Raw genomic sequence first — 26,454 nt, forward strand, 5'->3', positions numbered from 1 at the left:
GCCTCCGGCGGGGGGCCCCGGGGGGCCCACCCGCCCCCCCACCACCCCCCCCCCCCCCCCCCCCGGGGGCGTGGCCGGCCGTTTCACGGTTCCGGCGAGTCAGGTCACCTATGGCTCACGTCACATCGTCGAAGCCGTTGATCCGGTCCCGGTCGCGGTCGGACGACGCCTGCTCGGGCAGCGCCCGGTGGGCGGAGACGGGCTCGGCCGCGTCGACGTCCTCCACGGTGAGGTCCAGGTCGGACGCCTCGTCGTCGTCCGGTCCCGCGGCCTCGACCCTGGCCTTGCGCCGGTCGTTGAGCAGCGAGAACCCGGTGGCCAGGAAGTACAGCACCCAGATCGGTCCGGCGAGCGCCATCATCGTCAGCGGGTCGGTGCTGGGCGTCGCGACGGCGGCGAAGACCGTGATGCCCATGATCATGCCCCGCCACCAGCCGAGCATCCGCTTGCCGGTGAGGATGCCGGTGAGATTGAGCATCACCAGGAGCAGCGGCAGTTCGAAGGAGAGCCCGAAGACGATCACCATGCGGGTGATCAGGTCGAGCAGATCATCGAGCGGTAGCTGGTTGTCGAGGTCGGCGGGCGAGAAGTCGAGCAGGACCTTCGCCATCGTCGGCAGGGTCTTGTAGGCGAAGAAGGCGCCGCCGAGGAAGAGCGGAGCGCCGGTGGCGACGAACGCCATCGCGTACTTCTTCTCGTGCCGGTGCAGACCCGGGGCGATGAATCCCCACAGCTGGTACAGCCAGACCGGTGAGGCGAACACCACTCCGGCGGTGAGCGAGACCTTCAGGGCCAGCGTGAACGGGGTGAGCAGACCGTTCAGGACGATGCGGGCACAGGTGCCGCTCCGCTGCTTCGCCAGCTCCGAGAAGCTGACCTCGCATCCCACGGCGTTCAGAATCGGGTTCGTGAAGAACTCGATCATGTCCTTGTAGAAGAAGGCGGCCACGATCGTGACGGCGATGATGGCCAGTACGGCTTTGGCGAGCCGGTTGCGTAGCTCACGCAGATGCTCCGCGAGGGGCATCCGCCCCTCGGGATCCATCTCCTTCTTGCGGGCAGACTTGAGCAACCCACGTCCTCATCTCGTGCGGCAGGCCGGTGGCGACCGGCCTTGCGTCAGCGCTGCGTCGTGTCCGTCGGCTCGGTCACCGGGCGCGAGCTGGTCACGTCACCGGGCGCGGCCTGAATCGTCCGCGGTGCGGCGGCGGGCTGCTCCTGCTTCGGCGGGTCGGCCGGGGCGTTCTGCTCGCCGCCCTCGGACTTCATCGCCTTGGCCTCGCTCTTGAGGATGCGGGCCGACTTGCCAAGGGAGCGGGCCATGTCAGGAAGCTTCTTCGCGCCGAAGAGGAGCAGGATGACGACGAGAATCAGAGTGATCTCAAGGGGGCCGAGCCTTCCGAACATAAGCGTTACCTTCTCACCGAGGCGGCGTGGGCGGGGTGCTGCCCGATCGGTCGGACTGACGTCCGACCGCCGTGCTGGCAGCGATCGTAACGCGCAGGGGTTAACGCTGGGCAATCCCTGTGCGTACTCCCAGTTCGCGGCCCGCGCCTCGTTCGTCGGGCCGTGCGAGCAGCCTACCTGCCGACCCTCTACACCCAACAGGTGACGGCACCGACTTGATCGACACGTTCACACGGCGTCACGGCCGGCGCGTGCGGCACCGGCCGCGGCCCGTTCGAGATCGTCGGCGGCGCGGTTGATCCTGCTTGCCGCGTCGGTGACTTGGCGGCCGAGGCGCTGGGCCTCCAGGAAGACGCGGACGGCGAGCACGCCGAGTACGGCGAGGCCGAGGAAGCCGACTGCGATCGCGAGCATCGCCCAGAACATGCGCCGAGCCTAGACGGTCGAGTGGAGCCGGAGCGTCCGGACCCCGCCACCGGTGAGGAGTTCGACGATGCGGTCCCCCGCGGGCTTGCGGACGGCGGCGCCGCACTCGGGGCAGGTGAAGGAGTAGAAGGTGGTGCGGTGGGAGGCGCCGATGGCCAGGCGCAGGGCCCCGGCGGAGAGTTCGAAGTAGGCGCGGCAGTCGGGGCAGGCGGCCTTGAAGAGTGCGGGAACCTCACACGACAAGCCAGACATTCCGGCTACTTCATGAGATTTCAGTACCTTGGTGGGCGACATCGGTGACTCGCTCAACGTCCTGGCTCCTGCCGGTCGTAGGTCCCTTCGGACACGGCCCCCCGAGGCGCCGTTCCTGCCTCCTCGGGCTCCGCCCCGGCCTCCTCGTAGGCCGCGAGCGCCTCCCGCGCCGCCTGCCGCGCGCTGTCGGCGAGATCCTGCGGCGCCACGATCCGCCCGTCCCCGCCGAGCCGCAGGCCGAGCCGCCGCAGCGACGCGGGATCGGGCGTACGCAAGGTGATCCGCAGCCCCCCGTCGGCCAACTCCTCGGCGCTGTCGTGCGGGTAGTACTCGGCGACCCAGCGGCCCCCGGGGCTCACCTCGATGATCACCTCGGGGTCCTCGGCGGCGGGCTGCACCAGTGCCTCGGAGAGGTCGCGCAGCTCTATCTCGGGCGGCGCGGACGGCTCGTCGAGGACCTTGATCTCGGCGACCCGGTCGAGCCGGAAGGTGCGCCGGGCCTCGGAGCGTCGGCACCACGCCTCGACATAGGTGTGCCCGACGCTGACCAGGCGGATGGGGTCGATCTCCCGCTCGGTGACCTCGTCGCGCGCGGGCGAGTAGTACCGGATCCACAGCCGGCGGCGCTCGGAGATCGCCCGGTCGACATCGGCGAAGACGCCGCCCTCGGACTCGAAGGTGACCGAGAGCCGGGAGCTGGCGCCCGCTGCCTCACCCGCCGCGGCCTCCAGCTTGGCGGTGGCCCGCAGCAGCGCCTGCCGGTCGCTCTCCCGCAGCCCCGGCAGGGTCGTCACGGCACGGGCGGCGACGAGCAGGGCGGTCGCCTCGTCGGCGGAGATCCGCAGCGGCGCGGCGGCCTCCGCGCTGAGGGCGCCCGGATTGCGCCACCAGATGCGGTCGCCGTCGGTGTCGATGTCGAGGAGGTCCCCGCCGCGGAAACTGGTCCCGCACAGCGGCAGCACGTCGAGATCGGAGATCAGCTCGTCCTCGGTGATCCCGAAGGCACGGGCGACGTCCTCGACGCGGGCGCCGGGCCGCTCCCGGAGATAGGTGACCAGGGAGAGCATGCGGCGGGTCTGGTCGATGGCGTTCGCCGGGCGGGCGGGTCTGGTCGGTTTCGCTGCCACGGTCGTCCGTCTCCCCCCTCAGTCCTTGGCCACGGCACGCAGCCGGTCCAGCACGTCGGACCGCAGCTCGGCGGGTTCCAGGACCACCACGTCGGGTCCGAACTCGACGAGCCACGCGTCCAGCCCGTGCCCGTACGGAATCTCCAACTCGTCCCACCCGTCGCCGAGTTCCCGAACCGACTCGGCCTTCGCCCGAAGGGGGTACCCGGAGCCCGTACGCAGCCTGATCCGGGCGCTGCGGTCGGCCCCCTCGCCCGCCCAGCTCGCGACGGTCTCGCGCACGGTGACCACATCCGGTACGGCGGCGGTGAACTTCCCCGCGCGGGTGCGGACCCGGCCGGTGATGCGGGAGAGCCGGAAGACCCGCTCGGCGCCCCGGTCACGGTCCCAGCCCGCGAGATACCAGTGGCCGCGCCAGCACTCCAGAGCCCAGGGTTCGACCTGCCTGGGTTCGGGGCGGGCGGCGGTCGCCTTGCGGTAGTCGAACAGCACGGTCCGCCGGTCACGGCAGGCGAGCATCAGCGGTTCGAAGGCGGCCTCGTGCACCGGGATCCGGGGTTCGAGGGCGCTGTGCGCCTCGTACGGGTCGACGTCCTCGGGCAGTCCGGCGGCGCGCAGCTTCTGCAGGGCGCCGCTGGCGGCCCCGGCGAGACGGGCCTGCTGCCAGACCTTGGCGGCGAGACCGAGCGCCGCGGCCTCCTCGGCGTCGAGCGATACGGGGGGCAGCCGGTTGCTGTCGCGGCGGGCGAGATAGCCGACGTCGCCGTCGAGGTTCTCCACGGTCTCGATGACCAGGCCGAGTTCGCGCAGGTCGTCCTTGTCGCGCTCGAACATCCGGCTGAAGGACTCGTCGGAACCGGCTTCCAGGTACGCCTCGATGGACTCGCGCAGCTCACGCTTGCTCAGGGGACGCCGCGTGCCGAGCAGACACAGCGCCAGATTCATCAGCCGCTCGGCCTTGGAGATGGCCATCGACGCCTTACGTCCTCTCGTTCGCCCCTTCCGCCCGATGACCGTACCGCCCCGAAGTCCCGTGGCAAAAGCCGAGGGCCCACGCCGGAAGGCATGGGCCCCACTCCTGACCGTAAGTGATCGGTAACGGCTGCGGTCAGACCGCGACCAGGTCGCACACGAAGATCAGCGACTCGCCCGGGGCGATCCGGCCACCGCCGGCGCCACGGTCGCCGTACGCGAGGTGCGAGGGGATGGTCAGCTTGCGACGGCCGCCGACCTTCATGCCCGCCACGCCCTGGTCCCAGCCGGCGATGACCTGGCCGGCGCCCAGCTGGAACTGGAGCGGCGTGCCGCGGTTCCAGCTCGCGTCGAACTCCTCGCCGCTGGAGAAGGCCACGCCGACATAGTGGACGGAGACGGTGTCGCCCGCCTTGGCCACCGGGCCGTCGCCTTCCCAGATCTCCACGATTTCGAGGTCCGTCGGGGCCGGGCCATCCGGGAAGTCGATCTCGGGCTTCTCGATGCTCACGTCACATGCTCCTGCTTGGTACGGATCGGCAACACGGACAGTCTTACATCCTCGCCCTTACATCTTCGCCAGGATGTCGACGGAGAAGACCAGCACGGAGTCCTTCTTGATCGCGCTGCCCTGCGGCGGCTTGTCGCCGTAGCCCAGCGCGGGCGGGACCACGATCAGCACCCGGCTGCCGACCTTCTTGCCGGTGAGCCCCTGCGCCCAGCCCTTGACGACCTGCTGGAGCGAGAACTGCGCGAGCTGGTCCCGCTGGTACGAGGAGTCGAACTCCTTGCCGTCCGCCCACAGGACGCCCTTGTACTGCACGAGGAGCTGGTCGCTGTCCTTGACCTCGCCGCCGTCGCCCTCGATCACATACTCCGAGACCAGCGCGGTGGGCGCGGGCTTCTTCGGTACGTCGATGGACGGGGCCTTGCCGTCGGTGTTGGTCCCGACCTTCGGCAGGTCCGCGTTGTCCTGCGGAACGTCCTTGCCCTTCGCGGAACTCTTCCCGTTGTACGTGTTCACGATGTCGACGACGAAGACCAGCGTGTCGGTGCCCTTGATACCGGCCTGCGCGTTGCCCTCCTTGCCGTAGCCGAGGGCCGGCGGGATGGCCAGCTCGACACGGCTGCCGACCTTCTTGCCCACCAGCGCCTGGTCCCAGCCGGGGATGACCTGGCCGACGCCGATCGGGAAGAGGGTCGGTGCGCCGCGGTCGTAGGAGTTGTCGAAGACCTTCGCGGTGTCCCAGATCTGCCCCAGGTAGTTGGCCTGGAGGTAATCGCCCTTGGCGACGACGGTGCCCGTGCCGTCGATGACCGTCTTGACCGCGAGGTCCGACGACGGGGTGCCCGTGCCCTTGGCGACGGTGGGCTTCTCACCGAACTTGGTGCCCGCGGTGATGTCGGGCACCGGACCGTTCACGATCTTCGCGGTGGGTTCGGCGGAACCCGACGGCGAAGGGGACGAACTGCTGCTGGACTTGCTCTTGTCGGACTTGTCGTCGCCACATCCGGCCAGCGTGAGCAGTCCGGCCGGAACGGCGATGAGAAGGGAACGTCGGCGCACGGTGGGGGCCTCGTATCGATCGATCTTGTTGATGGCGTGCGCGCAACTCTACGGGTTGCAAAGGGCGCCGTACCCGGAAGGTACGGCGCCCCGCGTTGCGTTCCGGAACAGGGTCCGGATGACTGATCACATTCCGGCGATGAGTTTCTCCACCCGGTCGTCGACGGAACGGAACGGGTCCTTGCACAGCACGGTGCGCTGCGCCTGGTCGTTGAGCTTCAGATGCACCCAGTCCACCGTGAAGTCACGGCGCTGTTCCTGGGCGCGCCGGATGAAGTCGCCGCGCAGTCGCGCCCGAGTGGTCTGCGGCGGCACGGACTTGCCCTCGAAGATCTTCAAGTCATTGCAGATCCGGGCTGCTTGACCGCGCTTCTCCAACAGGTAGTAGAGGCCACGACGGCGGTGGATGTCGTGGTAGGCGAGGTCTATCTGCGCGACCCGGGGGTGCGACATGGTCATGTTGTGCTTGGCGCGGTAACGCTCGATGAGCTTGTACTTCATGACCCAGTCGATCTCGGTGCCGATCCGGTCGAGGTCCTCGGACTCGATGGAGTCGAGAGTGCGGCCCCACAGCTCCAGGACCTGCTCGACGACGCCGGTGCGGATGCCGCGCCGCTCGCAGAAGTCCAGCGCCTTCTCGTAGTACTCGCGCTGCACCTCCAGGGCGGACGCCTCACGGCCGCTGGCCAGGCGCACCTTGCGGCGGCCTGTGATGTCGTGGCTGACCTCGCGGATGGCCCGGATCGGGTTCTCCAGGGTCAGGTCACGCATCACGGTGCCCGCCTCGATCATGCGCAGCACCAGGTCGGTGGCGCCGACCTTGAGGAGCATGGTCGTCTCGGACATGTTCGAGTCACCGACGATGACGTGCAGCCTGCGGTAGCGCTCGGCGTCGGCGTGCGGCTCGTCGCGGGTGTTGATGATGGGCCGGGAGCGGGTCGTGGCGGAGCTGACGCCCTCCCAGATGTGCTCGGCGCGCTGACTGACGCAGTAGACGGCGCCGCGCGGGGTCTGGAGCACCTTGCCCGCGCCGCACAGCAGCTGACGGGTGACGAGGAAGGGAATGAGGATGTCCGCGAGGCGTGAGAACTCTCCGTGGCGGGCCACCAGATAGTTCTCGTGGCAGCCGTAGGAGTTGCCTGCCGAGTCCGTGTTGTTCTTGAAGAGATAGACGTCGCCCGCGATTCCCTCCTCGTGCAGGCGGCGTTCGGCGTCGACGAGCAAGCCTTCCAGAATGCGCTCGCCGGCCTTGTCGTGCGTGACCAGCTCGGTCACATTGTCACATTCGGGGGTTGCATATTCCGGATGTGATCCGACATCGAGGTACAGACGGGCGCCGTTCCGCAGAAAGACATTGCTGCTGCGGCCCCATGACACGACACGGCGGAAGAGGTACCGCGCCACCTCGTCAGGAGACAGACGGCGCTGTCCCCTGAACGTACATGTGACGCCGTACTCGTTCTCCAGCCCGAAAATGCGGCGGTCCATGACTGAACATTACGCCTGATGCCCTGCACTGAAACCGGGTTCGGCCGCACCGTTTCGATCATTTTCCGATGACCCCGCGACACCTGTCGTACGCCCGGTAGCTGCGAGGACCCGTCCGGTGGCCAGCAGAACGGCCAGCGCGCCGAGCCCAACGAGGCCCGGAACGGCGAAGGCCCAGCGGGTGCCTCCCCACTCCACGACGGGCCCCGCGAGGGCCGTACCCGCCGACGCGCCGACCGTGAACGTCGTCACGAACCAGGAGAACGCCTCGGTGACCGTGCCGCGTGGCGCGTGCCGGTCGACGACGATGAACGCGCAGGCGAGTGACGGCGCCAGGAACACGCCCGCGAGGGTCGTCAGGGCCATCATGGCGACCTCGCCGGGCACCAGCACGAGCGGCAGATAACAGAGCGCCAGAAGGGCCACCAGGATCCGCAGCCGCCGCTCGGGCGCGCCGGACCACTGCCGTGCCCCGTACGCCAGGCCGCCGACGAGGGCGCCCAGGCCGATCGCGGCCATCAGGCGGCCGTAGACCGCGTCACCGCCGTGCTCGTCCGCGTAGGAGAGAGCGGCGACGGTGATGGAGCCGAGGGCCATGCCGATGAACAGGTAGGCGGCGAGCAGCGCCAGCAGGCCCGGTGAGCGCAGGGCACCCAGCCAGTGGGCCTCTCGGGGTGCCGAGCGCCACGCACGCGAGGGCCGCGACACGACCACGGAGAGGGCTCCGGCGACGCCGATCGCGTTGAGCACCAGGAGAGCCGCCTGCGCGGACCACAGGGACACGCAGAGGGTCACCAGGAGGGGCCCGACGGTGAACATGATCTCCTGGGCGACGGCGTCCATGGCGTACGCCGTGTGGACCTGCTCCTCGCGACGCAGCACACTCGGCCACAGCGCCCGCAGACCGCCTTCCAGCGGCGGTGTGAAGAGGCCCGCGACGCCCACGGCCAGGTAGGACAGCGCGAGCGCCGAGGTGCCGGTGAAGGCAAAGGCGACCATGCCGAGTGCCGAGACGAGCGCGGCGGGCAGCTGGACGCGCGGCTGCCCGTACAGGTCGACCAGACGGCCGAGGAGGGGCTGCCCCACGGCGTTGGAGAGGCCGTACACCGCGGCGAGCGCTCCGGCGAGGCTGTACGTGCCGCCCTCCGCCCGGATGAACAGCACGATCGCGATCGCCGCCGTGGCGTTGGGCAGCCGGCCCACCAGGGTGCCGGCGAGCAGCCGTGTGGCGTAGCGCGTTCTGAGGATCTCCGCGTATCCCGCGGCCATGGGCGTGCCTGCCTTCACTCGGCCCCGCAGGGTGTTCCGCGGTGCAGTGTTACGTATAACGTGCGGGGTCATACGTACCATGGCCCCAGTCCGCCGGTCCAGCTCACGGACGGGATCCAGCACTGCGGAGGGCATACGTGACGACCTCGGGGACGACCTCGAAGGGGCCGGCAGGCGGGAGCGGGGGCCGGGCGGCGACCAGCCGGGACGTGGCGCGGGCCGCCGGGGTCTCGCAGGCGGCCGTGTCGCTGGTCCTCGGCGACAAATGGCGCGGCCGGGTCGCCGAGGCCACCGCCCAGCGGGTACGGACCGCCGCGCGCGAACTCGGTTACCGACCCAATCTCGCCGCCCGCAACCTCCGGCTCGGCAGGACCCGTACCGCGCTGCTCGTCGTACCCGCCCTGACGAACGAGTTCTTCGCCCGTGTCTACACCGGTGCGTCACGGGTCGCCGCCGAGCACGGCTTCGGCGTGGTCCTGTACCCCTCCCCCGAGGGCGTGGGTCCGGCCCGCGACCCGTTCGACTCGGCACGCGCCGCACTCGACGGCGTCATCGCCTCGTCCATGGCGTCGGACGCGCTCGCCACGATCCACGGCGACGAACTGCCGCTCGTGATGCTCGACTCCGACCCGGCGGGCAGCCCCGGCGCCGCCGTCGTCAACCTCGACATCGCCGACGGCATGCGTCAGGTGACGGAACATCTGCTGTCCCTCGGCCACCGCAGCCTGCTGCATCTGGCGTCGGCGGTGCCGTCCTGGACCTTCGACGTACGCGCCCGCGCCCTCGCGGACGCCACCCGGGGCACGGGCGTGTCGATACGCCGGGTGGCGGCGCCACTGACCGTGGAGGGCGCACGGGTGGTCACCGAGGCGGCCCTCACCTCGGGCGGACCCCGGCCGACGGCGCTGGTCAGTGACGACGACATGCTCGCCGCCGGCGCCTGCAAGGCCGCGCGCCGGCTCGGGCTGCGGGTGCCGGAGGATCTGACGGTGACCGGCTTCGACGATCTCACCCTGGCGTCGGCGGTCGAACCGGAACTCACCACGGTCCGGCTGCCCGCCGAGGACTTCGGCGAGCACGGCATGCGGGCCCTGCTGGCCGTGCTCGACGGCGAGCGGCCCCCGCCGGTGGCCCTGCCGGTGAACCTGGTGGTACGGGGCTCATCGGCCCCACCGGCGACCCACTGAGCCCAGGGACGACCGAGCCCCGGTCGGCGGACACCGACCGGGGCTCGGGACGAACCGGGGTACGCGCTAGTCGTCGGAGCCGGCATCCGAACCCGAGTCCGGACCGGAGCCGGAGTCCACGTCGTCGTCGGCCGCCGAAGACTCCTCGGTCGCCGACACCGCCGTCCCGTTCCCCTCCAGGAGGCGGGAGAGCTGCGGACCGACGATGCGCTTGAACTTCCGCTTCTGCGGGCGCGTACGATCCAGGACGGCCACCTCAAGGCGCTCCGCGGGGATCTCCCGCTCACTGCCGTTGGTGTCCCGCGACAGGGCCTGCACGGCGAGCTTGAGCGCCGCCGCCAGAGTCATGCCGTCCTCGTGGCGCTGGTCCAGGTAGGTACTGATCTGCTCGGAGTTCCCGCCGACCGCCACCGAGCCGTGCTCGTCGACGATCGAGCCGTCGTGCGGCAGCCGGTAGATCTGGTCGCCCTCGGGCCCGTCCCCGACCTCGGCGACGACCAGTTCCACCTCGTACGGCTTCTCGGCGGAGCTGGAGAAGATGGTGCCGAGCGTCTGCGCGTAGACATTGGCGAGACCGCGCGCCGTCACATCGTCACGGTCGTAGGTGTAGCCCCGCAGGTCGGCGTAGCGGACACCGCCGATACGGAGGTTCTCGTACTCGTTGTACTTGCCGGCCGCGGCGAAGCCGATACGGTCGTAGATCTCGCTGAACTTGTGCAGTGCGCGGGACGGGTTCTCGCCGACGAACACGATGCCGTCGGTGTACTGGAGGACGACCAGGCTGCGGCCCCGGGCGATGCCCTTGCGCGCATACTCCGCCCGGTCGGCCATGGCCTGCTGGGGTGAGACATAGAACGGCGTCGACACCGGCTGTCCGTCCCTTTCTGTCAGTGGCGATTAGGGTTTCGGGCCAGGGGCCAGGGCGTCAGAGCAGCGCCGCGCGCGGGCCGTCGGGCTGCTCCAGGCGCCGTTCCAGGATCGAGCGGGCGATCGCGGAGGACTCGTCCTCCGTCACCCTGCGGAAACCGTCGTCGGTGATCACGGTCACGATCGGGTAGATCCGCCGGGCCACATCGGGGCCGCCGGTCGCCGAGTCCTCGTCCGCGGCGTCGTACAGCGCCTGGACGACGAGCGTCGTGGCCTGCTCCTCCGTCAGGTCCTCGCGGTAGAGCTTCTTCATCGACCCGCGCGCGAAGATCGAACCGGAGCCGGTGGCCGCGAAGCCGTGCTCCTCGGACCGGCCGCCCGTCACGTCGTAGGAGAAGATGCGGCCCTTACCGCGGTCCACGTCATAGCCCGCGAAGAGCGGGACCACGGCGAGGCCCTGCATGGCCATGCCGAGGTTGGAACGGATCATCGTGGACAGGCGGTTCGCCTTGCCCTCCAGGGAGAGCTGGGCGCCCTCCACCTTCTCGAAGTGCTCCAGCTCCAGCTGGAACAGCTTGACCATCTCCACGGCGAGACCGGCGGTGCCGGCGATGCCGACCGCGGAGTACTCGTCGGCCGGGAAGACCTTCTCGATGTCGCGCTGGGCGATCATGTTGCCCATGGTCGCCCGGCGGTCACCGGCGAGCACCACACCACCCGGGAAGGCGGTCGCGACGATCGTCGTACCGTGCGGCGCCTCGATGGCCCCCTTCACGGGCAACACCCGCCCGCCCGGAAGCATTTCGGGCTGATGCGCGGAGAGAAAGTCCACAAAGGACGACGACCCTGGCGTCAGGAAGGCAGCCGGTAGACGCCCGGTGCTACGAGTGTTGGCTTCCACGCGTTTCCTTCCAGATATGCGGCTGCACGCCTGATGGCATCCGGCCGATCCTTGAGGTGCCCCAGGGCTGCGTTACAGCTGAAGCACAGTACGCCACGGACACTACCCGTCTCATGGCAGTGATCCACATGGGCCGCCGGCGCATCGAGGCAGATACAGCAGATTCCCCGTTGCTCGGCGATCATGTGGTCCAACTCGGCTGGCGTGAGGCCGTATTTGCGTCGGAAGTAGCTGATCCGATTACGCTCCGCCCGGCAGGCTCGACAGTAGCTCGCCCATCCGTCGGACGAGGACTTGTTGCGTTCCCAGGCGTCATGCGGCTTCACCTCGCCGCACTCGGGGCACCGCTTGTGCCCCGATGGCACAGACACCTTGACTCGCACCGTTCTGCCGCGAGACTCCTGGCGTCGCCTGTAGTACTCCGCAGCGCATTCGCGGCAGACCGTCTGGAGACCGTCGGTGCGCGACTTGTTCGACGCGAATGCGCTGGCCGGAAGCACCTGCTGGCAGGTCGAGCACTTCTTCGCCGTTCATATACGTGACTACTGTCCGCCCTTTTGAACGAAGGACCTCACGAAATCCTCGGCGTTCTCCTCGAGTACGTCGTCGATCTCGTCCAGGACCGAGTCGACGTCGTCGCTCAGCTTCTCCTGGCGTTCCTTGAGGTCCTCCGAGGCTTGCGCGTCCTGCGCCTGCTCCTCGACGTCCTCAGTGGTCCGCGTGGCCTTCTGCTGTCCGCCGTCGGTGTCCTTGGTCGCCATCACCCTCACCCCGCTCGGTTCGCCCGCTCAGTTCGATCGGTCAAGATCAGACCCTACAAGCAGGGTCCGACATCGGCCCCGCAGTTCCTACAACGTCCGGGGGCCATCACCATGATTCCCGGACCGGGCACCTTTCAGCCGTGGGTCAGCCTCCGGATAGGACCCTGACCAGATCCTCGGCCGTACGGCACCGGTCGAGCAGCTCCTTCACGTGATTACGCGTTCCGCGAAGCGGTTCCAGCGTCGGCACCCGCTGGAGCGAGTCACGGCCCGGCAGATCGAAGATCACCGAGTCCCAGGACGCCGCGGCCACATCGTCCGCGTACTGCTCCAGGCACCGGCCGCGGAAGTACGCGCGGGTGTCCTCCGGCGGCTTCGTACGGGCCCGCTCGACGTCGGGCTCGTCCAGGAGCCGCTGCATCCTGCCGCGCGCCACCAGACGGTTGTACAGGCCCTTCTCGGCCCGTACGTCGGCGTACTGGAGGTCGACCAGGTGGAGCCGGGCGGCGTCCCAGTCGAGGTCGTCACGGCGCCGGTAGCCCTCCATGAGTTCCCGCTTGGCGACCCAGTCCAGCTCCCCGGCGAGACTCATCGGGTCGTTCTCCAGGCGGTTCAGTACGTCCTCCCAGCGGGTGAGGACGTCCTTGGTCTGGTCGTCGGCATCCGAGCCGTACCGCTCCTCCACGTACTTCCTGGACAGCTCGAAGTACTCCATCTGAAGCTGTACGGCCGTCAGAGTGCGTCCGCTACGGAGGGTGACGAGATGCTTGAGGGTCGGGTCGTGGGAGACCTGGTGCAGGGTGCGCACCGGCTGGTCGACGGCCAGGTCGACCGCGATGAAGCCGTCCTCGATCATGGACAGGACGAGTGAGGTGGTGCCCAGCTTGAGATAGGTGGAGATCTCCGAGAGATTCGCGTCGCCGATGATCACATGCAGGCGCCGGTACCGCTCGGCGTCCGCGTGAGGTTCGTCCCGGGTGTTGATGATGGGCCGTTTGAGGGTGGTCTCCAGGCCGACCTCGACCTCGAAGTAGTCGGCGCGCTGACTGAGCTGGAAGCCGTGTTCATGGCCGTCCTGGCCGATACCGACGCGTCCGGCGCCGGTGACGACCTGGCGGGACACGAAAAACGGCGTGAGGTGGCGCACGATGTCCGAGAACGCGGTCTCGCGCTTCATCAGATAGTTCTCGTGCGTGCCGTAGGACGCGCCTTTGTTGTCGGTGTTGTTCTTGTACAGGTGGATCGGCTGGGCGCCGGGCAGCTGTGCGGCCCGCTCGGCCGCCTCGGCCATGATCCGCTCGCCGGCCTTGTCCCAGAGGACGGCGTCCCACGGATTGGTGACTTCCGGGGAGCTGTACTCGGGGTGGGCGTGGTCGACGTAGAGGCGCGCTCCATTGGTGAGGATGACATTGGCGAGGCCGATGTCCTCGTCGGTGAGCTGGCTGGAGTCGGCGGCCTCGCGTGCGAGGTCGAAGCCTCGCGCGTCCCGCAGCGGATTCTCCTCCTCGAAATCCCAGCGGGCGCGGCGCGCCCGGTGCATCGCCGCCGCGTAGGCGTTGACGATCTGGGACGAGGTGAGCATGGCATTGGCGTTGGGGTGGCCGGGGACGGAGATCCCGTACTCCGTCTCGATGCCCATTACTCGCCGTACGGTCATGCGGCCCTCCTTGCCCGGCGGCGCCCCCAGGCGGGGGCGGCGCTCAAGTACCGCTGGTGCTCCGGTGCGTGTGCGGTGCCCGTCCCCGCACTGCGCGACCCGGCGGTACGAAAGAGCCTAGAACGCCTCTGCGCTGGTGGGGAGATCATTTGCGTCATTGCTGGTCGGTGTTCGGCTGATCGTGCGCCACAAAGCAGTCGGCTGCGGGTACCCGTGAAGGACACCCGCAGCCGTCCTGGCTTTTTACAGGTACTGACCGGTGTTCGCCACTGTGTCGATGGAGCGTCCGGTGTCCGCGCCCTGCTTTCCGGTGACAAGGGTGCGGATGTACACGATCCGCTCGCCCTTCTTTCCGGAGATCCGGGCCCAGTCGTCCGGGTTGGTGGTGTTCGGCAGGTCCTCGTTCTCCTTGAACTCGTCCACGCATGCCTGGAGGAGGTGGGAGACCCTGAGGCCCTTCTGCTTCTGTTCGAGGAATGCCTTGATGGCCGCTTTTTTGGCGCGGCCGACGATGTTCTCGATCATGGCGCCGGAGTTGAAGTCCTTGAAGTAGAGGACTTCCTTGTCACCATTGGCGTACGTCACTTCCAGGAAGCGGTTTTCCTCGGATTCGGCGTACATCTGCTCGACGGCTGTCTGAATCATGCCCTGGACGGTGACCGAGCGGTCGCCGCCGTGCTCGCCGAGGTCGTCCGCGTGGAGCGGGAGACGCTCGGTGAGGTATTTCGCGAAGATGTCCTTCGCGGCCTCGGCGTCGGGCCGCTCGATCTTGATCTTCACATCGAGCCGGCCGGGCCGCAGGATGGCGGGGTCGATCATGTCCTCGCGGTTCGAGGCGCCGATCACGACCACGTTCTCCAGGCCCTCCACGCCGTCGATCTCGGCGAGCAGCTGGGGGACGATGGTGTTCTCCACGTCCGAGCTGACACCGGAGCCACGGGTGCGGAAGAGGGACTCCATCTCGTCGAAAAAGACGATGACGGGGGTACCCTCGCTGGCCTTCTCGCGAGCGCGCTGGAAGACGAGCCGGATCTGGCGCTCGGTCTCACCGACGTACTTGTTGAGGAGTTCGGGGCCCTTGATGTTGAGGAAGAAGCTCTTCCCCGAGGCTTGCCCGGTGACCTCGGCGACCTTCTTCGCCAGCGAGTTCGCGACGGCCTTGGCGATGAGCGTCTTGCCGCAGCCGGGAGGCCCGTAGAGCAGGACGCCCTTCGGGGGCCGCAGTTCGTGCTCCTTGAAGAGGTCGGGGTAGAGGTACGGCAGCTCGACCGCGTCACGGATCAGTTCGATCTGGTTGCCCAGGCCGCCGATCTGTTCATAGCCGATGTCCGGGACCTCTTCGAGGACCAGTTCCTCGACCTCGCTCTTGGGCACGACTTCGTAGACGTAGCCGGAGCGGGGTTCGAGCAGGAGGGCGTCGCCGGGGCGGATGGTGATGTCGAGGAGGGGTTCGGCGAGCCTGACGACCCGCTCCTCGTCGGTGTGCCCGACCACCAGGGCACGCTCGCCGTCCTCCAGGATCTCCTTGAGGGTGACGATGTCGCCGTGCCGCTCGTACTCCATGGCCTCGACCACGTTGAGCGCCTCGTTGAGCATCACTTCCTGGCCGCGCCGCAGCTCGTCGAGGTCGACGCTGGGGCTGACGTTCACCCGGAGCTTCCTGCCTCCGGTGAAGATGTCGGCGGTGCCGTCCTCATTCGCCAGCAGGAAGACGCCGAACCCCGCAGGCGGCTGTGCCAGCCGGTCGACCTCTTCCTTGAGGGCCACGATCTGGTCGCGGGCCTCACGGAGCGTGTTCGCCAGTCTCTCGTTCTGAGCGGAGACGCCCGCCAGATTCGTCTGCAACTCGACGATTCGCTCTTCGAGAATCCTCGTGTGCCGCGGAGAGTCGGCGAGCTTGCGTCGCAGGACGGCGATCTCCTGCTCAAGATAGGCAATCTGACCGGCGGGGTCGTCGGACCCTCGACCCGGGCGGATGCCGCGGTTCATGTCGTCGTCGTGGGCTGCCACGGTCCTCACCTCCTCCAAGGGGAGCTGGACGCTTCCAGACCCTACCTGGGTGGGTGTCGATTGAAACCCCTAGATCACAAAGACGGTCGGGGTGTGTCCGATCTTCACCCTTGCGCTCTCCCTCACGCCAGTGGAATACCCACCCAACAACATCGGAAAGCGGGCTGGTATGCCCGTGAACTGTTCAACACCCATCAGAGCACGGCCGACTTGTGCCATGGTCGCACCTTTCGACCGGCGGACCGGAGGCCCTGGGCGATCTTCCGCCCCGCGCGCGGGGCGGCCGTCCGCCGTGTGTTCCGGCCGACTCAGGGCGCGTGCGTGGCGACGCAGGGTGACTGCCGGGGTGCCGAGGTCGGCGCCGCGGTGGTGCGGAGGGGCGGTTGTATCGTCGAGGCGTCCAACACACGCGGGATACGGCAGGAGATACGACCGTGCAGCACGACGACCGGTCCGGCAGCCAGGGCAGTGACGATCTGGAGGTCTGGATCGACCAGGACCTGTGCACGGGCGACGGGATCTGTGTGCAGTACGCGCCGGAGGTCTTCGAGCTGGACATCGACGGTCTGGCGTATGTGAAGAGCGCGGACGACGAGCTGCTCCAGACGCCGGGGGCCACGACGCCGGTTCCGCTGCCGCTCCTTCGTGACGTCGCCGACTCCGCGAAGGAGTGTCCCGGCGACTGCATCCATGTGCGGCGCACCGCGGACAAGGTCGAGGTCTACGGGCCTGACGCGGCGTAACCACACGAACACGCCACGTCACGGCGGGCCGTCGGTCGCGAAGGGCCCGCCGCGCGGATCAGACGCTGTGCGCCTCGGACGGCGTCGAGCGGACGAACGCGCCGTTCTTCCACTGCCACTTGGCCTTCTGCTGCTCGTCGGGGCAGCAGTTGGGCACCTCGGGCGACGAGTAGCCGAGGAGGGTCGCGGTGACGGCGCCGGAGCCGACCGCGAAGTCGGTGACGCTGTACCGGTCCTTCGGATCGACGAGAGTGGCGACGACGCGGGGCGGGGCGGTCGCGTCGGTGCCTTTGGTGATCACGTAGACGCCGCTGGGCGGGGTGCCCATGCCGGCGTCACAGCGGGCCACGGCGACGGTTTCCGGGTGGCCGTCCCCGTCGAGGTCGCCGGACGCCTTCTTCAGGACGACGGGTTCGACCTGGCCGCAGTCGAGCGGGAAGGTGACGCCGGCCGGGTCGGGTGCCGGGTCCGTGGCGGCCCGGGAGTGGGTCTTCGTACCGCTCTGGGCGGCGGTGGCGGCGTCGGGCTGGAGGAAGGACGTGCCCGCGACGACGGCGGCCAGGGCGGCGGCCGTGGCGACCCAGTGCATGGCGCTTGTCTGCGTGTGCGCGAGTTCCGGAACAACGGATTGCTGCACGAGGAGTGTCTCCTGTGAGGGCTGTGCCGGTGAGGGTGGCCAGCATCGTGCCACACGTGACGACGCCACGGAACGCCGGGGGCGCCCCTTCAAGAATGCGGCGACACGGGCGACTTCCCTGCACGGAACGGGAACTCACCCACCCCACGCCACCGTTGACCAGGCGAACGGCGAACAATCCCTCAAGACCCCACAAACCCAAGCCCGACATCGAAGCCGAACCCCGCCGCAATCCCAACAACCTCCGCCGAAGCCAAATCCCGCCGCGACGGCGATCTACCACGACGGCGAGTGACCGGCGGCATCGGCGACGGTGTCAGCCCGGGTGAACTCCGCCGGAGGCATCTCCGCCGGTAGGGCACCTCCCCGCCCGGCAGGGCGCCTCCCCGGCAGGGGGACCACCCGGCAGCGGGGTCCAGCCGCGGTCACCCCGGAGGGGCGCCGTACCGGTTACGACGTCGGCATGCCGCCGTCCGCGTTGGGGCCCGTGTAGTCCTCCCCGTACGCCCCCTTCGCCGGACGGCGACGTCGCATGGGGGGTTCGACGCCGTCCGCGAGGCGGCGGGCCGTGAGGAGGAAGCCGGTGTGGCCGATCATGCGGTGGTCGGGGCGGACGGCGAGGCCCTCGATGTGCCAGTTGCGGACCATCGACTCCCACGCGGTCGGCTCGTTGAAGCCGCCGATCTCGCGGATGGACTCGACGGTACGGGCGAGCTGTGTGGTCGTGGCGACGTAACAGCAGAGGATGCCGCCGGGCACCAGCGCCTTGGAGACGGCCTCCAGGCACTCCCAGGGGGCGAGCATGTCCAGGATGACGCGGTCGACCTCGGTGTCGGACAGATTGTCCTGGAGATCGCCGACGGTGAGCTGCCAGGCGGGGTGCGGACCGCCGAAGTAGCGCTCCACGTTCTGCCGGGCGATGTCCGCGAAGTCCTCACGGCGCTCATAGGAGTGCAGCATGCCCTGGTCGCCGACGGCGCGGAGCAGGAAGCTGCTGAGGGAGCCGGAGCCGACGCCCGCCTCTACGACGCGTGCGCCGGGGAAGATGTCGGCGAACGAGAGGATCTGCCCCGCGTCCTTGGGGTAGACCACGGCGGCGCCGCGGGGCATGGACAGGACGTAGTCGGGGAGCAGGGGGCGCAGTGCCAGATAGGCGACGTTCCCCGTGGTGCGGACAACGCTGCCCTCGGGAGCGCCGATCAGCTCGTCGTGCGGGAAAGAACCCTTGTGGGTGTGGAAGTTCTTCCCTGCTTCGAGCGTGAACGTGTAGTGGCGGCCCTTGGGGTCGGTCAGCTGAACCTGGTCCCCGACCTTGAAGGGCCCGCGGCGGCGGGCGGCACCGGTCGGTTCGGACATGTGACCAGCCTACCGGGCGTACCAGGGCCCGAAGACCATGGCCGGGGGTCCGAAGGGTGGGACGGGTGGGACGGGTGGGTCAGTTGGGGCGGGCCATCGCCTTGACGAAGGCGCGCTCCACATCGGCCGCCGACAGGACCCCGTAGATCTCCCCGGACTCCTCCACGACGAGGTACTCGGTGGCCGGAGTCGCGCGCAGCACGTCGAGGAGTTCCTCGCCCGCGAGTTCGGCGGAGACACGCATGCCGTCCGTGAGGTCCTGCGCGAGGCCGCTGACGGCGACCCAGGGGCGGCGGTGTTCGGGGACGCCGACGATGGCCGCCTCGCGCACCACGGCGAGCGGTTCGCCGTCCGGAGCGACGACGACAAGGGCGCGCGCCCCCGCGTCGTTGGCGCGGCGCAGGGCCTCCGAGAGGGGCGTGCTGGTCTCGACGGGGACCGCGCGGCGGGTCAGCGTACGGGCCCGCAGGTCGGGCAGGTGTTCGCGGAGCCGGGCCATGCGGAGGCTGTTGCCCGCACCGGTCCAGATGATCGCGGCGAGGATCGCGGCGAGCAGGGCATCCGTGACGGTGTCCATGGCGCCCATGTTCTGGCTGGTGGGGCCGAGGGCGCCGGACTGGGTGAGCAGCGGAAGGCCGATGAGGACCGAGACGGCAAGCGCGCGGCCGACCCAGGCGGCGGCGACGGTGCCGCTCATGGGCCTGCCGGTGATCTTCCAGACGACGGCCCGCAGCATCCGGCCGCCGTCCAGGGGCAGGCCGGGGAGCAGGTTGAAGGCGGCCACGATCAGGTTGGAGATCATCAGGCCGGCGAGCAGCACACCGGGCACGGTGCCGGGTTCCACGACCTGCATCGAGGCGTAGAACACCCCGGCGAGTACGAGGGAGAGCAGCGGTCCGACAAAGGCGAGGACGAATTCCCGGCCGGGTGTCTCGGCCTCCTTCTCGATCTCCGAGACCCCGCCGAAGAACTGGAGCTGGATCCGGCGCACCGGGAGCTTGAAGCGGAGGGCCGCGACGGTGTGGGCGAGTTCGTGGACGAGGACGGAGCCGTAGAACGCGACGGCGAAGAACAGCGCGACGAGATAGCGGGCGGCGCCCAGCTCGGGCAGCACGCGGTCGAGCTGTCCACCGAAGACCCAGGTGATCAGGGCGGCGACGAGGAACCAGCTGGGGGCGACGTACACGGGGACGCCGAAGGGGCGGCCCATGAGGATGCCGCCGCCGGGTCCGCGGGGCCGCTTGGGCTTGCCCTGTTCCCCGTCGGGCCCCTGTCCGAGTGCCGGGCCCTGGTGGTGTCCCTGGCCCTGTGGTCCGTCGTGGTGATCGGTGTGCGCCACCGCGTAGCCGGGCGCCCGGTCATGCGGAGGGGCGGGGTCGTGTTTGTGCTGGTCGCCCTGCCGGGTGTGGTCCGGCCGGTCGGCGTGCGGACGCGCGGCTTCGGGCTTCTTGCGCAGATCGGGCGGGTCCGGCGAGGCGGACGGTGTCGTTTCCGGGTCCTGGCGGTCGGGCGTGCCGGGATGCGGACCGTCGGCCGGGGCGTGCTCCGGGCGGTCCGCGGCCGGCGTTTCGCCCGGGTCGCCGGGACCCGGCCGGACCTCGCGGTGGTCGTCCGCGTCGCTGCTGCCCGGTTGCGGCTGCCCGCTCCCGCCGCTCTCGTTCACGATGTCCCCTCGTTCGGTACGTCCCTCGCTCCCGATCATGCAGGGCGGGAGGGTCTGCCGTCGATGGTATGCGTCGGGGTGTCAGTGGCGGGCCGTAGGGTCTGTCGTCATGGAAACCAGCATCGGCGATCCGGGGACACCCGCGCGCCCGGCGTCGTTGTCGCCCTCGCGCGCGAGTGACTTCATGCAGTGCCCGTTGCTGTACCGGTTCCGGGTGATCGACAAGCTGCCCGAGAAGCCGAGCCCGGCGGCGACGCGGGGCACGCTGGTGCACGCGGTCCTGGAGCGGCTCTTCGACGCCCCGGCCGCCGAGCGGACGGCACCGCGCGCGAAGGCGCTGATCCCGGGCCAGTGGGACCGGCTGCGGGAGGCGAAGCCGGAGCTGGCGGAGCTGTTCGCCGACCCCGCCGAGCCCACCGACCCCCCGGGGTCCACCGACCCCGCACAGCCGGCCGATCCCTCGGACCCCGCACAGCGGCTGGAGCGGTGGCTCGCGGAGGCCGGTCAACTTGTCGAGCGATGGTTCACCCTGGAGGACCCGACCCGTCTGGAGCCCGCCGAGCGTGAGCTGTTCGTGGAGACCGAGCTGCCTTCGGGCCTGCGGCTGCGCGGCATCATCGACCGCGTCGACGTGGCGCCGACGGGTGAGGTCCGCATCGTGGACTACAAGACGGGCAAGGCCCCCCGCCCTGAGTACGCGGACGGCGCGCTGTTCCAGATGAAGTTCTACGCCTTGGTGGTGTGGCGGCTGAAGGGTGTGGTGCCGCGCCGGCTCCAGCTCGTCTATCTGGGCAGCGGTGACGTGCTGACGTACGACCCGGTGGTGGCGGATCTGGAGCGGGTCGAGCGCAAGCTGCACGCGCTGTGGGACGCGATCCGGCAGGCCACCGACAGCGGGGAGTGGCGGCCCCGGCAGACCAAGCTGTGCGGCTGGTGCGACCACCGGGCCCACTGCCCGGAATTCGGCGGCACTCCCCCGCCGTATCCGCTGCCTGTCAGGGCGCCCGAGTCGGCGGATACCGAGCAGGGCAGAATGGGGCCGGACTAGCGAAGGAGACTTACGTGGCCATCCGCGTCCTACTGGTCGACGACCAGCCGCTGCTGCGCACCGGCTTCCGGATGATTCTGGAGGCGGAGGCGGACCTGGCGGTCGTCGGCGAGGCCGGAGACGGCCTGCAAGCTCTCGACCAGGTGCGGGCGCTCCAGCCCGATGTGGTCCTCATGGACATCCGTATGCCGCGTATGGACGGCGTCGAGGCGACCCGGCAGATCACCGGGCCCGGCCGGGACGGTCCGGCGAAGGTACTGGTACTGACCACGTTCGATCTCGACGAGTACGTGGTGGAGGCGCTGAAGGCGGGCGCGAGCGGCTTTCTGCTCAAGGACGCCCCGGCCAATGAGCTGGTCCAGGCGATCCGGGTGGTGGCCGCGGGCGAGGCGATGCTCGCGCCGAGCATCACCCGGCGGCTGCTCGACAAGTACGCCGACCATCTGCCCTCGGGCGACGACCCGGTGCCGAACACGCTGCACACCCTCACCGAGCGCGAGGTCGAGGTCCTGAAGCTGGTGGCACGCGGCCTGTCGAACGCGGAGATCGCGGCGGACCTCTTCGTGAGCGAGACGACCGTGAAGACACATGTGGGTCATGTGCTGACGAAGTTGGGGCTGCGCGACCGGGTGCAGGCCGCGGTGTACGCGTACGAGAGCGGTCTGGTGCGTCCCGGCGCCCAGTGACACCCGTGCCGGTAACACGCGTGCCGGTAACACCCGTACAAGCAGCACCCGTACAAGCAGCAAACGGAACGGCCGCCCCCGTAAGGGCGGCCGTTTCTTGCTTGTACGGGTAGGGGCTCAGCCCTTGCTGATCTCCCAGAACCGGAACACCGTCGACGCGTCGAGGCAGTTCTCCAGGCCGTACACGTTGTCGCCGACGACCGCGTACTGCTTGGCCTGCCAGAGCGGGATGATCGGGAGGTCCTGGGCGACGAGTCGCTGGAGCCGGTCGTAGTCCTTGCCGGCGGCGCCGCGGTCGCTCTCGGCCGCGGTGGCCGGGATGATCTCGTCGGTGATGGTCCGGTTCTCGTAGTTGTTGCCGAGGACGTTGCCCTTGCCGAAGAACGGGGCGGTGAAGTTGTCAGGGTCCGGATAGTCGGGCACCCAGCCCTTCACGTACACGCCGTACTTGCCGTTGTGGACGTCCTTCTCGTACTGGCTGAAGTCGACGGACTTCACCTGGGCGTCGAACAGGCCGCTGCTGTTGAGTTGCTTGGCCATCGCCTCGAACTCCTGGTCCGTGGACGGTCCGTAGCGCGAGGGGGTGGACCAGAGGGTCAGCTTGACCTTGCCGGTGATGCCCTCGGCGCGCAGTGCGTCCTGGGCCTTGGCGCGCTGCGGGCGGGAGCCGTAGAGGTCGAAGAAGGCGGTGTTGTGGCCGCTGATGCCCGCCGGGATGATCGAGTACAGCGGCGCGGCGGTGCTGTCGTAGACCTCCTGCACGACGGCCTCGCGGTCGATCAGATACGCCATCGCCTTGCGGACGCCCAGCTTGCCGACGACGGGGTCCTTCATGTTGAAGACCAGGTGCTGCACCTCGGCGCTGGTGCCTTCGACGACGTCGATGCCCTTGCTGGTGGCGGTGTTCTGCTCGATGTCGGCGATGTCCTTGGCGGCGAGTCCGCGGTAGGCGACGTCGACGTCCTTGCTGAGCAGCGCCTTCTTGAGGGAGCCCTGGTCGCCGTGGAAGAACCGGAGCGTGACACCGGAGTTCCTGACCCGGGCGGTGCCCTTGTAGTCGGGGTTGACGGAGAAGACGGCGCGGTTCTTGTCGAAGGAGTCGAGCTTGTAGGGGCCCGAGCCGACCGCCTTGCCGTCGGTGCGCAGCTTGCCCGCCGGGTAGTCACGGCGGTTGACTATCGACCCCGCGCCGGAGGCTATCTTGCTGGGGAAGGTGGCGTCCGGCACGTTCAGCTTGAAGACGACGGTCTTGGCGTCCGGCGTCTCGACCTTGTCCAGCATCGGGAACATGATGGCCGGTCCGGCGTCGTCGTTGATCTTCATCATGCGGTCGAAGGAGAACTTCACGTCCTCCGATGTGAGGGCGTCGCCGTTGCTGAACGTGAGGCCGTCGCGCAGGGTGCAGCTGAAGACCTTGGTGTCCGTGTCGGTGAACCCGCAACTGCGGGCGGCCTCCGGCTCCGGTTCCACCCCGGCGATCGGGAAGCTCAGCAGGGACTGGAAGACGTTGTTGAACAGCAGCCAGGAGCCCGGGTCGTACCCGGAGGCGGGGTCGGTCGCCTGGACGTCGTCGGACATGCCGACGACGACCCCCTTGCCTCCTGAACCGCCCTGTTCGGAACCGCATCCGGTCAGCGTGGCTGCGGCCAGCCCTGCCACGACGGACAGGACCGGCCACGGGGTGCGAAGTTTCACGTTCTACCTTGTCGGTACAGGGGGCATCAGCCCTTCACGCCTCGGCTGAGCTCCCAGAGCTGGAGGTTCGACGAGGAGTCGAGCGCCCACTCGACCCCCTGGATGTCGTCGCGCGCGGCCACGTACTGCTTGCCCTGCCAGAGCGGCAGCACCGGTACGTCGTCGGCGACGATGCTCTGGATCTTCTCCAGGCTCTTCGACGCCGTCAACCGGTCTGCCTGGCGACGCGACTCCGGAATCAGTTCGTTACGAATCGTGCTGTTCGCGTAGGGCGATGCGAGGAAGTTGCCCTTGTCGAGGAAGGGCGCGACGAAGTTGTCGGCGTCCGGGAAGTCCGGGAACCAGCCGAGGCCGTAGACCGCGTACTTGCCCTCCAGTTCGTTGGGGCGGAACTCGGTCCACTTGGTGCCCTTGATGGTCACGTCGAAGAGGCCGCTGGCGTTGAGCTGCTTCTTGAGCTGCTCGAACTCCTTCTCGGTGCCCTCTCCGTAGTGGTCGGTGGTGTAGTTGAGCGTCAGCTTGACCGGAGTGGTGACATTGGCCTGCTCCAGCATCTGCTTCGCCTTGTCGACGCTCGGGTCGCCGTACTTGTTGAAGAAGGAGTTCGCGTGTCCGGTGATGGTGGCCGGGACCAGCGAGTAGAGCGGCTCGGCCTGCGTGCCGTAGACCTTGGAGGCGAGTTCACCGCGGTTGATGAGCTGGGCCATGGCCTGGCGGACGGCCTTGGTGCGGGCGCCGGGCGCGTCGGTGTTGAAGCCGAGGTAGCGGATCTCCAGACCGGGCGTCTCGATCAGGTTGATGTTCTTGCCCGGGTCGTCGGAGAGCTTCTGGATCTGCGTCGGCGACATGGTGCGCGTCATCAGGTCGATGTCGCCCTTTTCGAGCGCTACGCCCATGTCGTCCGCGTCCAGGTAGGAGCGGAGTTCGACCTTGCCGTTCTTCGGGTTCAACTGGCCCTTGTAGTTCGCGTTCTTGGTGAACACGACCTTGACGACGACGTCGTCCTTGACCTGCGCCGACACCTTGTAGGGGCCCGAGCCGTCGATGTCGAAGCCCTCGCGGAGCTTCGACTTGGAGTAGTCGGCGGGGTGCACGATGCCCGCGACGGGGGTGGCCAGCTTGAACGGGAACGTCGCGTCGGCGGTCTTCAGATGGAAGATGACCTTGCTCTCGCCCTGGGTCTCGACGGTGTCGATGTTCGCGAGGAGGCCGGAGACACCGCTGTCCGCGTTGATGGCCCGTACCCGGTCGATGGAGTACTTCACATCGGCCGCGGTGACCGCGTCGCCGCCGGAGAACGTGAGGCCCTCACGGAGGGTGCACTCGTAGCGCTCGTTGCCGGTGTCGGTGAAGCCGCACTGCCGGGCGGCCTCGGGGACGGGCTCGCCGCCACCGCGGGGCAGCGCCATCAGCGTCTGGAGGGTCTGCCGCAGGACGTTCCACGACCCGGCGTCGTAGGCGTACGCCGGGTCGAAGGGGGCCGGGGCCTTCTTCGACGCCGCGAACTGGTCGGTGGTGCCGACGACGATGGAGCCGTCGCTCTTGCCGGCACCGTCCGTTCCGCCACATGCTGCGAGGACCGGGGCCAGCAGACCGATGACGGCCGGCAGCACCAAACTCTTGCGGTTCATGCTCGACGTTCTCCAGAGCTGTCGATCCCGCGACCCGGCAACGGGGGTGTGGTGACGGGACACGGGGGTTACGGCGATGTTCTCGCGACGACATTAGTGTGACCGGCCACGGCCGCCTCACAGGACCGGAGTTGCTCGTTCATCACGCAGTGAAACCGGGCGCGGACGCACCGAAAACCCGACAGTGGAAGGTTTCGTGCACCTTCTCACCAATCAGGACACAAAGGCACACGCGTTCTCCGCACTCCCGGGTCGACGGCACAGGATCACCCCTCTGTCGACCCTCCGAAACGTGGGAAAGGTCACACCTTCAACTTCATTGCCCGGAAAGGCAATTCGTCCGGCCGGTTGCCCATTGCATGCAATGGTCCGTTCGGGAGGTTCAGGGGAGGGGCACCAGACCCTGGAGGAAGGGCAGATCGACCTCTTCGAGGGAGGTCACCACGGTCCGCCCGGCCGCCGCCGCGATCGGTGCGACGGACGGCACCACGACGACCTGGCAGCCGGCCGCCTCGGCGGCGGCGACACCGGTCGCGGTGTCCTCCACGACCGCGCACCGGGCCGGGTCCGCGCCGAGCCCGGCGGCGGCGATCAGGTACGGGTCGGGGAACGGCTTGGTGCGCTCCACCTCGTCCCCGGCCACGGTCAGCGCGAAGTTCCGCGGACCGAGCGAGTGCAGTACCCGGTCGATGATCCGCCGGTGCGAGGCGGACACCAGGGCGGTCGGCACCCTGTGGGCCGCCAGCTCGGCGAGGAGGCGGGCGGCGCCCGGCATCAGCGGCAGCGAACCGTTGATGCGGTTCTCGAACCCGTCGTTCAGGAGCTGGGTCAGCTCGGGGAGCGTGATGTCGGCGCCGGTCGCCTCGATGAGGAAGCCGGCACTGCGGGTCATGGGCCCGCCGACGACCACGTCCCGCCAGGACTCGTCCAGGGCGTGCCCGAGTCCGGCGAAGACCGCGACCTCGGCGTCCCACCAGAACCCCTCGGTGTCGACCAGGGTGCCGTCCATGTCGAGGAGGACAGCCTGGAGCGCGGAACCTTCGGCCGTTCGAGTACCGAGAGCGCGGACCGTACTGGTCATCCGGGCACACCTCCATGGGGGAC

At 68.9% G+C, this 26,454-nt stretch carries 26 protein-coding genes; 4 read left to right on the forward strand and 22 right to left on the reverse strand.

The window, feature by feature from the left end; all coding sequences use genetic code 11:
* Window positions 1-115 precede the first annotated feature (115 nt).
* The 10 genes from tatC to ACFVT5_RS36045 all read right to left on the reverse strand — a co-directional run bounded on the left by tatC (window position 116) and on the right by ACFVT5_RS36045 (window position 8,508).
* The gene (gene tatC / locus ACFVT5_RS36000; RefSeq protein ID WP_389897009.1) at window positions 116-1,072 is read right to left on the reverse strand and encodes a twin-arginine translocase subunit TatC; all 957 of its coding nucleotides are present in this window, start codon (window positions 1,070-1,072) and stop codon (window positions 116-118) included.
* 47 nt (window positions 1,073-1,119) lie between these two features.
* Entirely contained in the window at window positions 1,120-1,407 is a 288-nt protein-coding gene (tatA, locus tag ACFVT5_RS36005; RefSeq protein WP_389897011.1) for a Sec-independent protein translocase subunit TatA, read from the reverse strand.
* Window positions 1,408-1,635: 228 nt separating this feature from the next.
* The gene (locus tag ACFVT5_RS36010) at window positions 1,636-1,833 is read right to left on the reverse strand and encodes a hypothetical protein (protein ID WP_389897012.1); all 198 of its coding nucleotides are present in this window, start codon (window positions 1,831-1,833) and stop codon (window positions 1,636-1,638) included.
* A gap of 9 nt (window positions 1,834-1,842) precedes the next feature.
* On the reverse strand, window positions 1,843-2,085 hold the full coding sequence (locus ACFVT5_RS36015) for a hypothetical protein (protein ID WP_389897014.1): 243 nt from the start codon (window positions 2,083-2,085) through the stop codon (window positions 1,843-1,845).
* Between the two features lie 53 nt (window positions 2,086-2,138).
* Window positions 2,139-3,152 (reverse strand): helix-turn-helix transcriptional regulator, encoded by a 1,014-nt coding sequence (locus ACFVT5_RS36020; RefSeq protein WP_389897432.1) that lies wholly within the window; start codon window positions 3,150-3,152, stop codon window positions 2,139-2,141.
* 78 nt (window positions 3,153-3,230) lie between these two features.
* The gene (locus tag ACFVT5_RS36025) at window positions 3,231-4,184 is read right to left on the reverse strand and encodes a helix-turn-helix transcriptional regulator (RefSeq protein WP_389897016.1); all 954 of its coding nucleotides are present in this window, start codon (window positions 4,182-4,184) and stop codon (window positions 3,231-3,233) included.
* Between the two features lie 136 nt (window positions 4,185-4,320).
* Window positions 4,321-4,695, reverse strand: coding sequence for an FKBP-type peptidyl-prolyl cis-trans isomerase (locus ACFVT5_RS36030; protein ID WP_389897018.1), 375 nt, complete (start codon window positions 4,693-4,695; stop codon window positions 4,321-4,323).
* A 57-nt stretch (window positions 4,696-4,752) separates the two neighbouring features.
* The gene (locus ACFVT5_RS36035) at window positions 4,753-5,751 is read right to left on the reverse strand and encodes an FKBP-type peptidyl-prolyl cis-trans isomerase (protein ID WP_389897020.1); all 999 of its coding nucleotides are present in this window, start codon (window positions 5,749-5,751) and stop codon (window positions 4,753-4,755) included.
* A gap of 126 nt (window positions 5,752-5,877) precedes the next feature.
* Complete coding sequence (pafA, locus tag ACFVT5_RS36040) at window positions 5,878-7,239, reverse strand: Pup--protein ligase (protein ID WP_389897022.1); 1,362 nt, start codon at window positions 7,237-7,239, stop codon at window positions 5,878-5,880.
* A gap of 9 nt (window positions 7,240-7,248) precedes the next feature.
* Window positions 7,249-8,508 carry an MFS transporter gene (locus tag ACFVT5_RS36045; RefSeq protein ID WP_389897024.1) on the reverse strand — a complete coding sequence of 420 codons (1,260 nt, stop codon included), beginning with the start codon at window positions 8,506-8,508 and terminating at the stop codon, window positions 7,249-7,251.
* Window positions 8,509-8,645: 137 nt separating this feature from the next.
* Here ACFVT5_RS36045 and ACFVT5_RS36050 point away from each other — a divergent pair, with 137 nt between their 5' ends.
* Entirely contained in the window at window positions 8,646-9,695 is a 1,050-nt protein-coding gene (locus ACFVT5_RS36050; RefSeq protein WP_389897027.1) for a LacI family DNA-binding transcriptional regulator, read from the forward strand.
* Window positions 9,696-9,761: 66 nt separating this feature from the next.
* On the opposite strand, the gene prcA is transcribed toward ACFVT5_RS36050, so the two are convergent.
* The 6 genes from prcA to arc all read right to left on the reverse strand — a co-directional run bounded on the left by prcA (window position 9,762) and on the right by arc (window position 15,891).
* Entirely contained in the window at window positions 9,762-10,562 is an 801-nt protein-coding gene (prcA, locus tag ACFVT5_RS36055) for a proteasome subunit alpha (RefSeq protein ID WP_389897030.1), read from the reverse strand.
* Between the two features lie 58 nt (window positions 10,563-10,620).
* Window positions 10,621-11,463: a proteasome subunit beta gene (gene prcB, locus ACFVT5_RS36060; RefSeq protein ID WP_389897032.1), complete on the reverse strand. Its 843-nt coding sequence runs from the start codon at window positions 11,461-11,463 to the stop codon at window positions 10,621-10,623.
* On the reverse strand, window positions 11,415-11,963 hold the full coding sequence (locus ACFVT5_RS36065) for an endonuclease VII domain-containing protein (protein WP_389897034.1): 549 nt from the start codon (window positions 11,961-11,963) through the stop codon (window positions 11,415-11,417). The genes prcB and ACFVT5_RS36065 overlap by 49 nt, the downstream gene beginning before the upstream one ends.
* 42 nt (window positions 11,964-12,005) lie before the next feature.
* Window positions 12,006-12,224 carry a ubiquitin-like protein Pup gene (locus tag ACFVT5_RS36070; RefSeq protein ID WP_389897037.1) on the reverse strand — a complete coding sequence of 73 codons (219 nt, stop codon included), beginning with the start codon at window positions 12,222-12,224 and terminating at the stop codon, window positions 12,006-12,008.
* Between the two features lie 145 nt (window positions 12,225-12,369).
* Window positions 12,370-13,881, reverse strand: coding sequence for a depupylase/deamidase Dop (gene dop, locus ACFVT5_RS36075; RefSeq protein WP_389897039.1), 1,512 nt, complete (start codon window positions 13,879-13,881; stop codon window positions 12,370-12,372).
* A 243-nt stretch (window positions 13,882-14,124) separates the two neighbouring features.
* Window positions 14,125-15,891, reverse strand: a complete 1,767-nt coding sequence (arc, locus tag ACFVT5_RS36080) for a proteasome ATPase (RefSeq protein WP_389897041.1) — start codon at window positions 15,889-15,891, stop codon at window positions 14,125-14,127.
* A gap of 434 nt (window positions 15,892-16,325) precedes the next feature.
* Between arc and ACFVT5_RS36085 the strand changes: the two genes are divergently transcribed.
* Window positions 16,326-16,634: a ferredoxin gene (locus ACFVT5_RS36085; protein ID WP_389897043.1), complete on the forward strand. Its 309-nt coding sequence runs from the start codon at window positions 16,326-16,328 to the stop codon at window positions 16,632-16,634.
* 58 nt (window positions 16,635-16,692) lie between these two features.
* Here the strand turns inward: ACFVT5_RS36085 and ACFVT5_RS36090 are convergent, their stop codons facing one another.
* The 3 genes from ACFVT5_RS36090 to ACFVT5_RS36100 form a co-directional block, all read right to left on the reverse strand.
* A complete protein-coding gene (locus ACFVT5_RS36090; protein WP_389897046.1) occupies window positions 16,693-17,271 on the reverse strand; it encodes a hypothetical protein in 579 nt (192 codons plus the stop codon).
* Between the two features lie 450 nt (window positions 17,272-17,721).
* Window positions 17,722-18,627, reverse strand: a complete 906-nt coding sequence (locus ACFVT5_RS36095) for a tRNA (adenine-N1)-methyltransferase (protein WP_389897049.1) — start codon at window positions 18,625-18,627, stop codon at window positions 17,722-17,724.
* Window positions 18,628-18,706: 79 nt separating this feature from the next.
* Window positions 18,707-20,290, reverse strand: a complete 1,584-nt coding sequence (locus ACFVT5_RS36100) for a site-2 protease family protein (protein WP_389897052.1) — start codon at window positions 20,288-20,290, stop codon at window positions 18,707-18,709.
* Between the two features lie 109 nt (window positions 20,291-20,399).
* Here ACFVT5_RS36100 and ACFVT5_RS36105 point away from each other — a divergent pair, with 109 nt between their 5' ends.
* Window positions 20,400-21,338 carry a RecB family exonuclease gene (locus tag ACFVT5_RS36105; protein WP_389897055.1) on the forward strand — a complete coding sequence of 313 codons (939 nt, stop codon included), beginning with the start codon at window positions 20,400-20,402 and terminating at the stop codon, window positions 21,336-21,338.
* 14 nt (window positions 21,339-21,352) lie between these two features.
* Entirely contained in the window at window positions 21,353-22,024 is a 672-nt protein-coding gene (locus tag ACFVT5_RS36110; RefSeq protein WP_389897058.1) for a response regulator, read from the forward strand.
* Between the two features lie 117 nt (window positions 22,025-22,141).
* On the opposite strand, the gene ACFVT5_RS36115 is transcribed toward ACFVT5_RS36110, so the two are convergent.
* The 3 genes from ACFVT5_RS36115 to ACFVT5_RS36125 form a co-directional block, all read right to left on the reverse strand.
* Window positions 22,142-23,719 (reverse strand): ABC transporter substrate-binding protein, encoded by a 1,578-nt coding sequence (locus ACFVT5_RS36115; protein WP_389897061.1) that lies wholly within the window; start codon window positions 23,717-23,719, stop codon window positions 22,142-22,144.
* Between the two features lie 26 nt (window positions 23,720-23,745).
* Complete coding sequence (locus tag ACFVT5_RS36120) at window positions 23,746-25,350, reverse strand: ABC transporter substrate-binding protein (RefSeq protein ID WP_389897063.1); 1,605 nt, start codon at window positions 25,348-25,350, stop codon at window positions 23,746-23,748.
* 382 nt (window positions 25,351-25,732) lie between these two features.
* The gene (locus tag ACFVT5_RS36125) at window positions 25,733-26,431 is read right to left on the reverse strand and encodes an HAD family hydrolase (RefSeq protein WP_389897066.1); all 699 of its coding nucleotides are present in this window, start codon (window positions 26,429-26,431) and stop codon (window positions 25,733-25,735) included.
* Window positions 26,432-26,454: the final 23 nt, after the last annotated feature.

The sequence above is a fragment of the Streptomyces sp. NPDC058001 genome, from assembly GCF_042886315.1.
Lineage (GTDB): Bacteria > Actinomycetota > Actinomycetes > Streptomycetales > Streptomycetaceae > Streptomyces.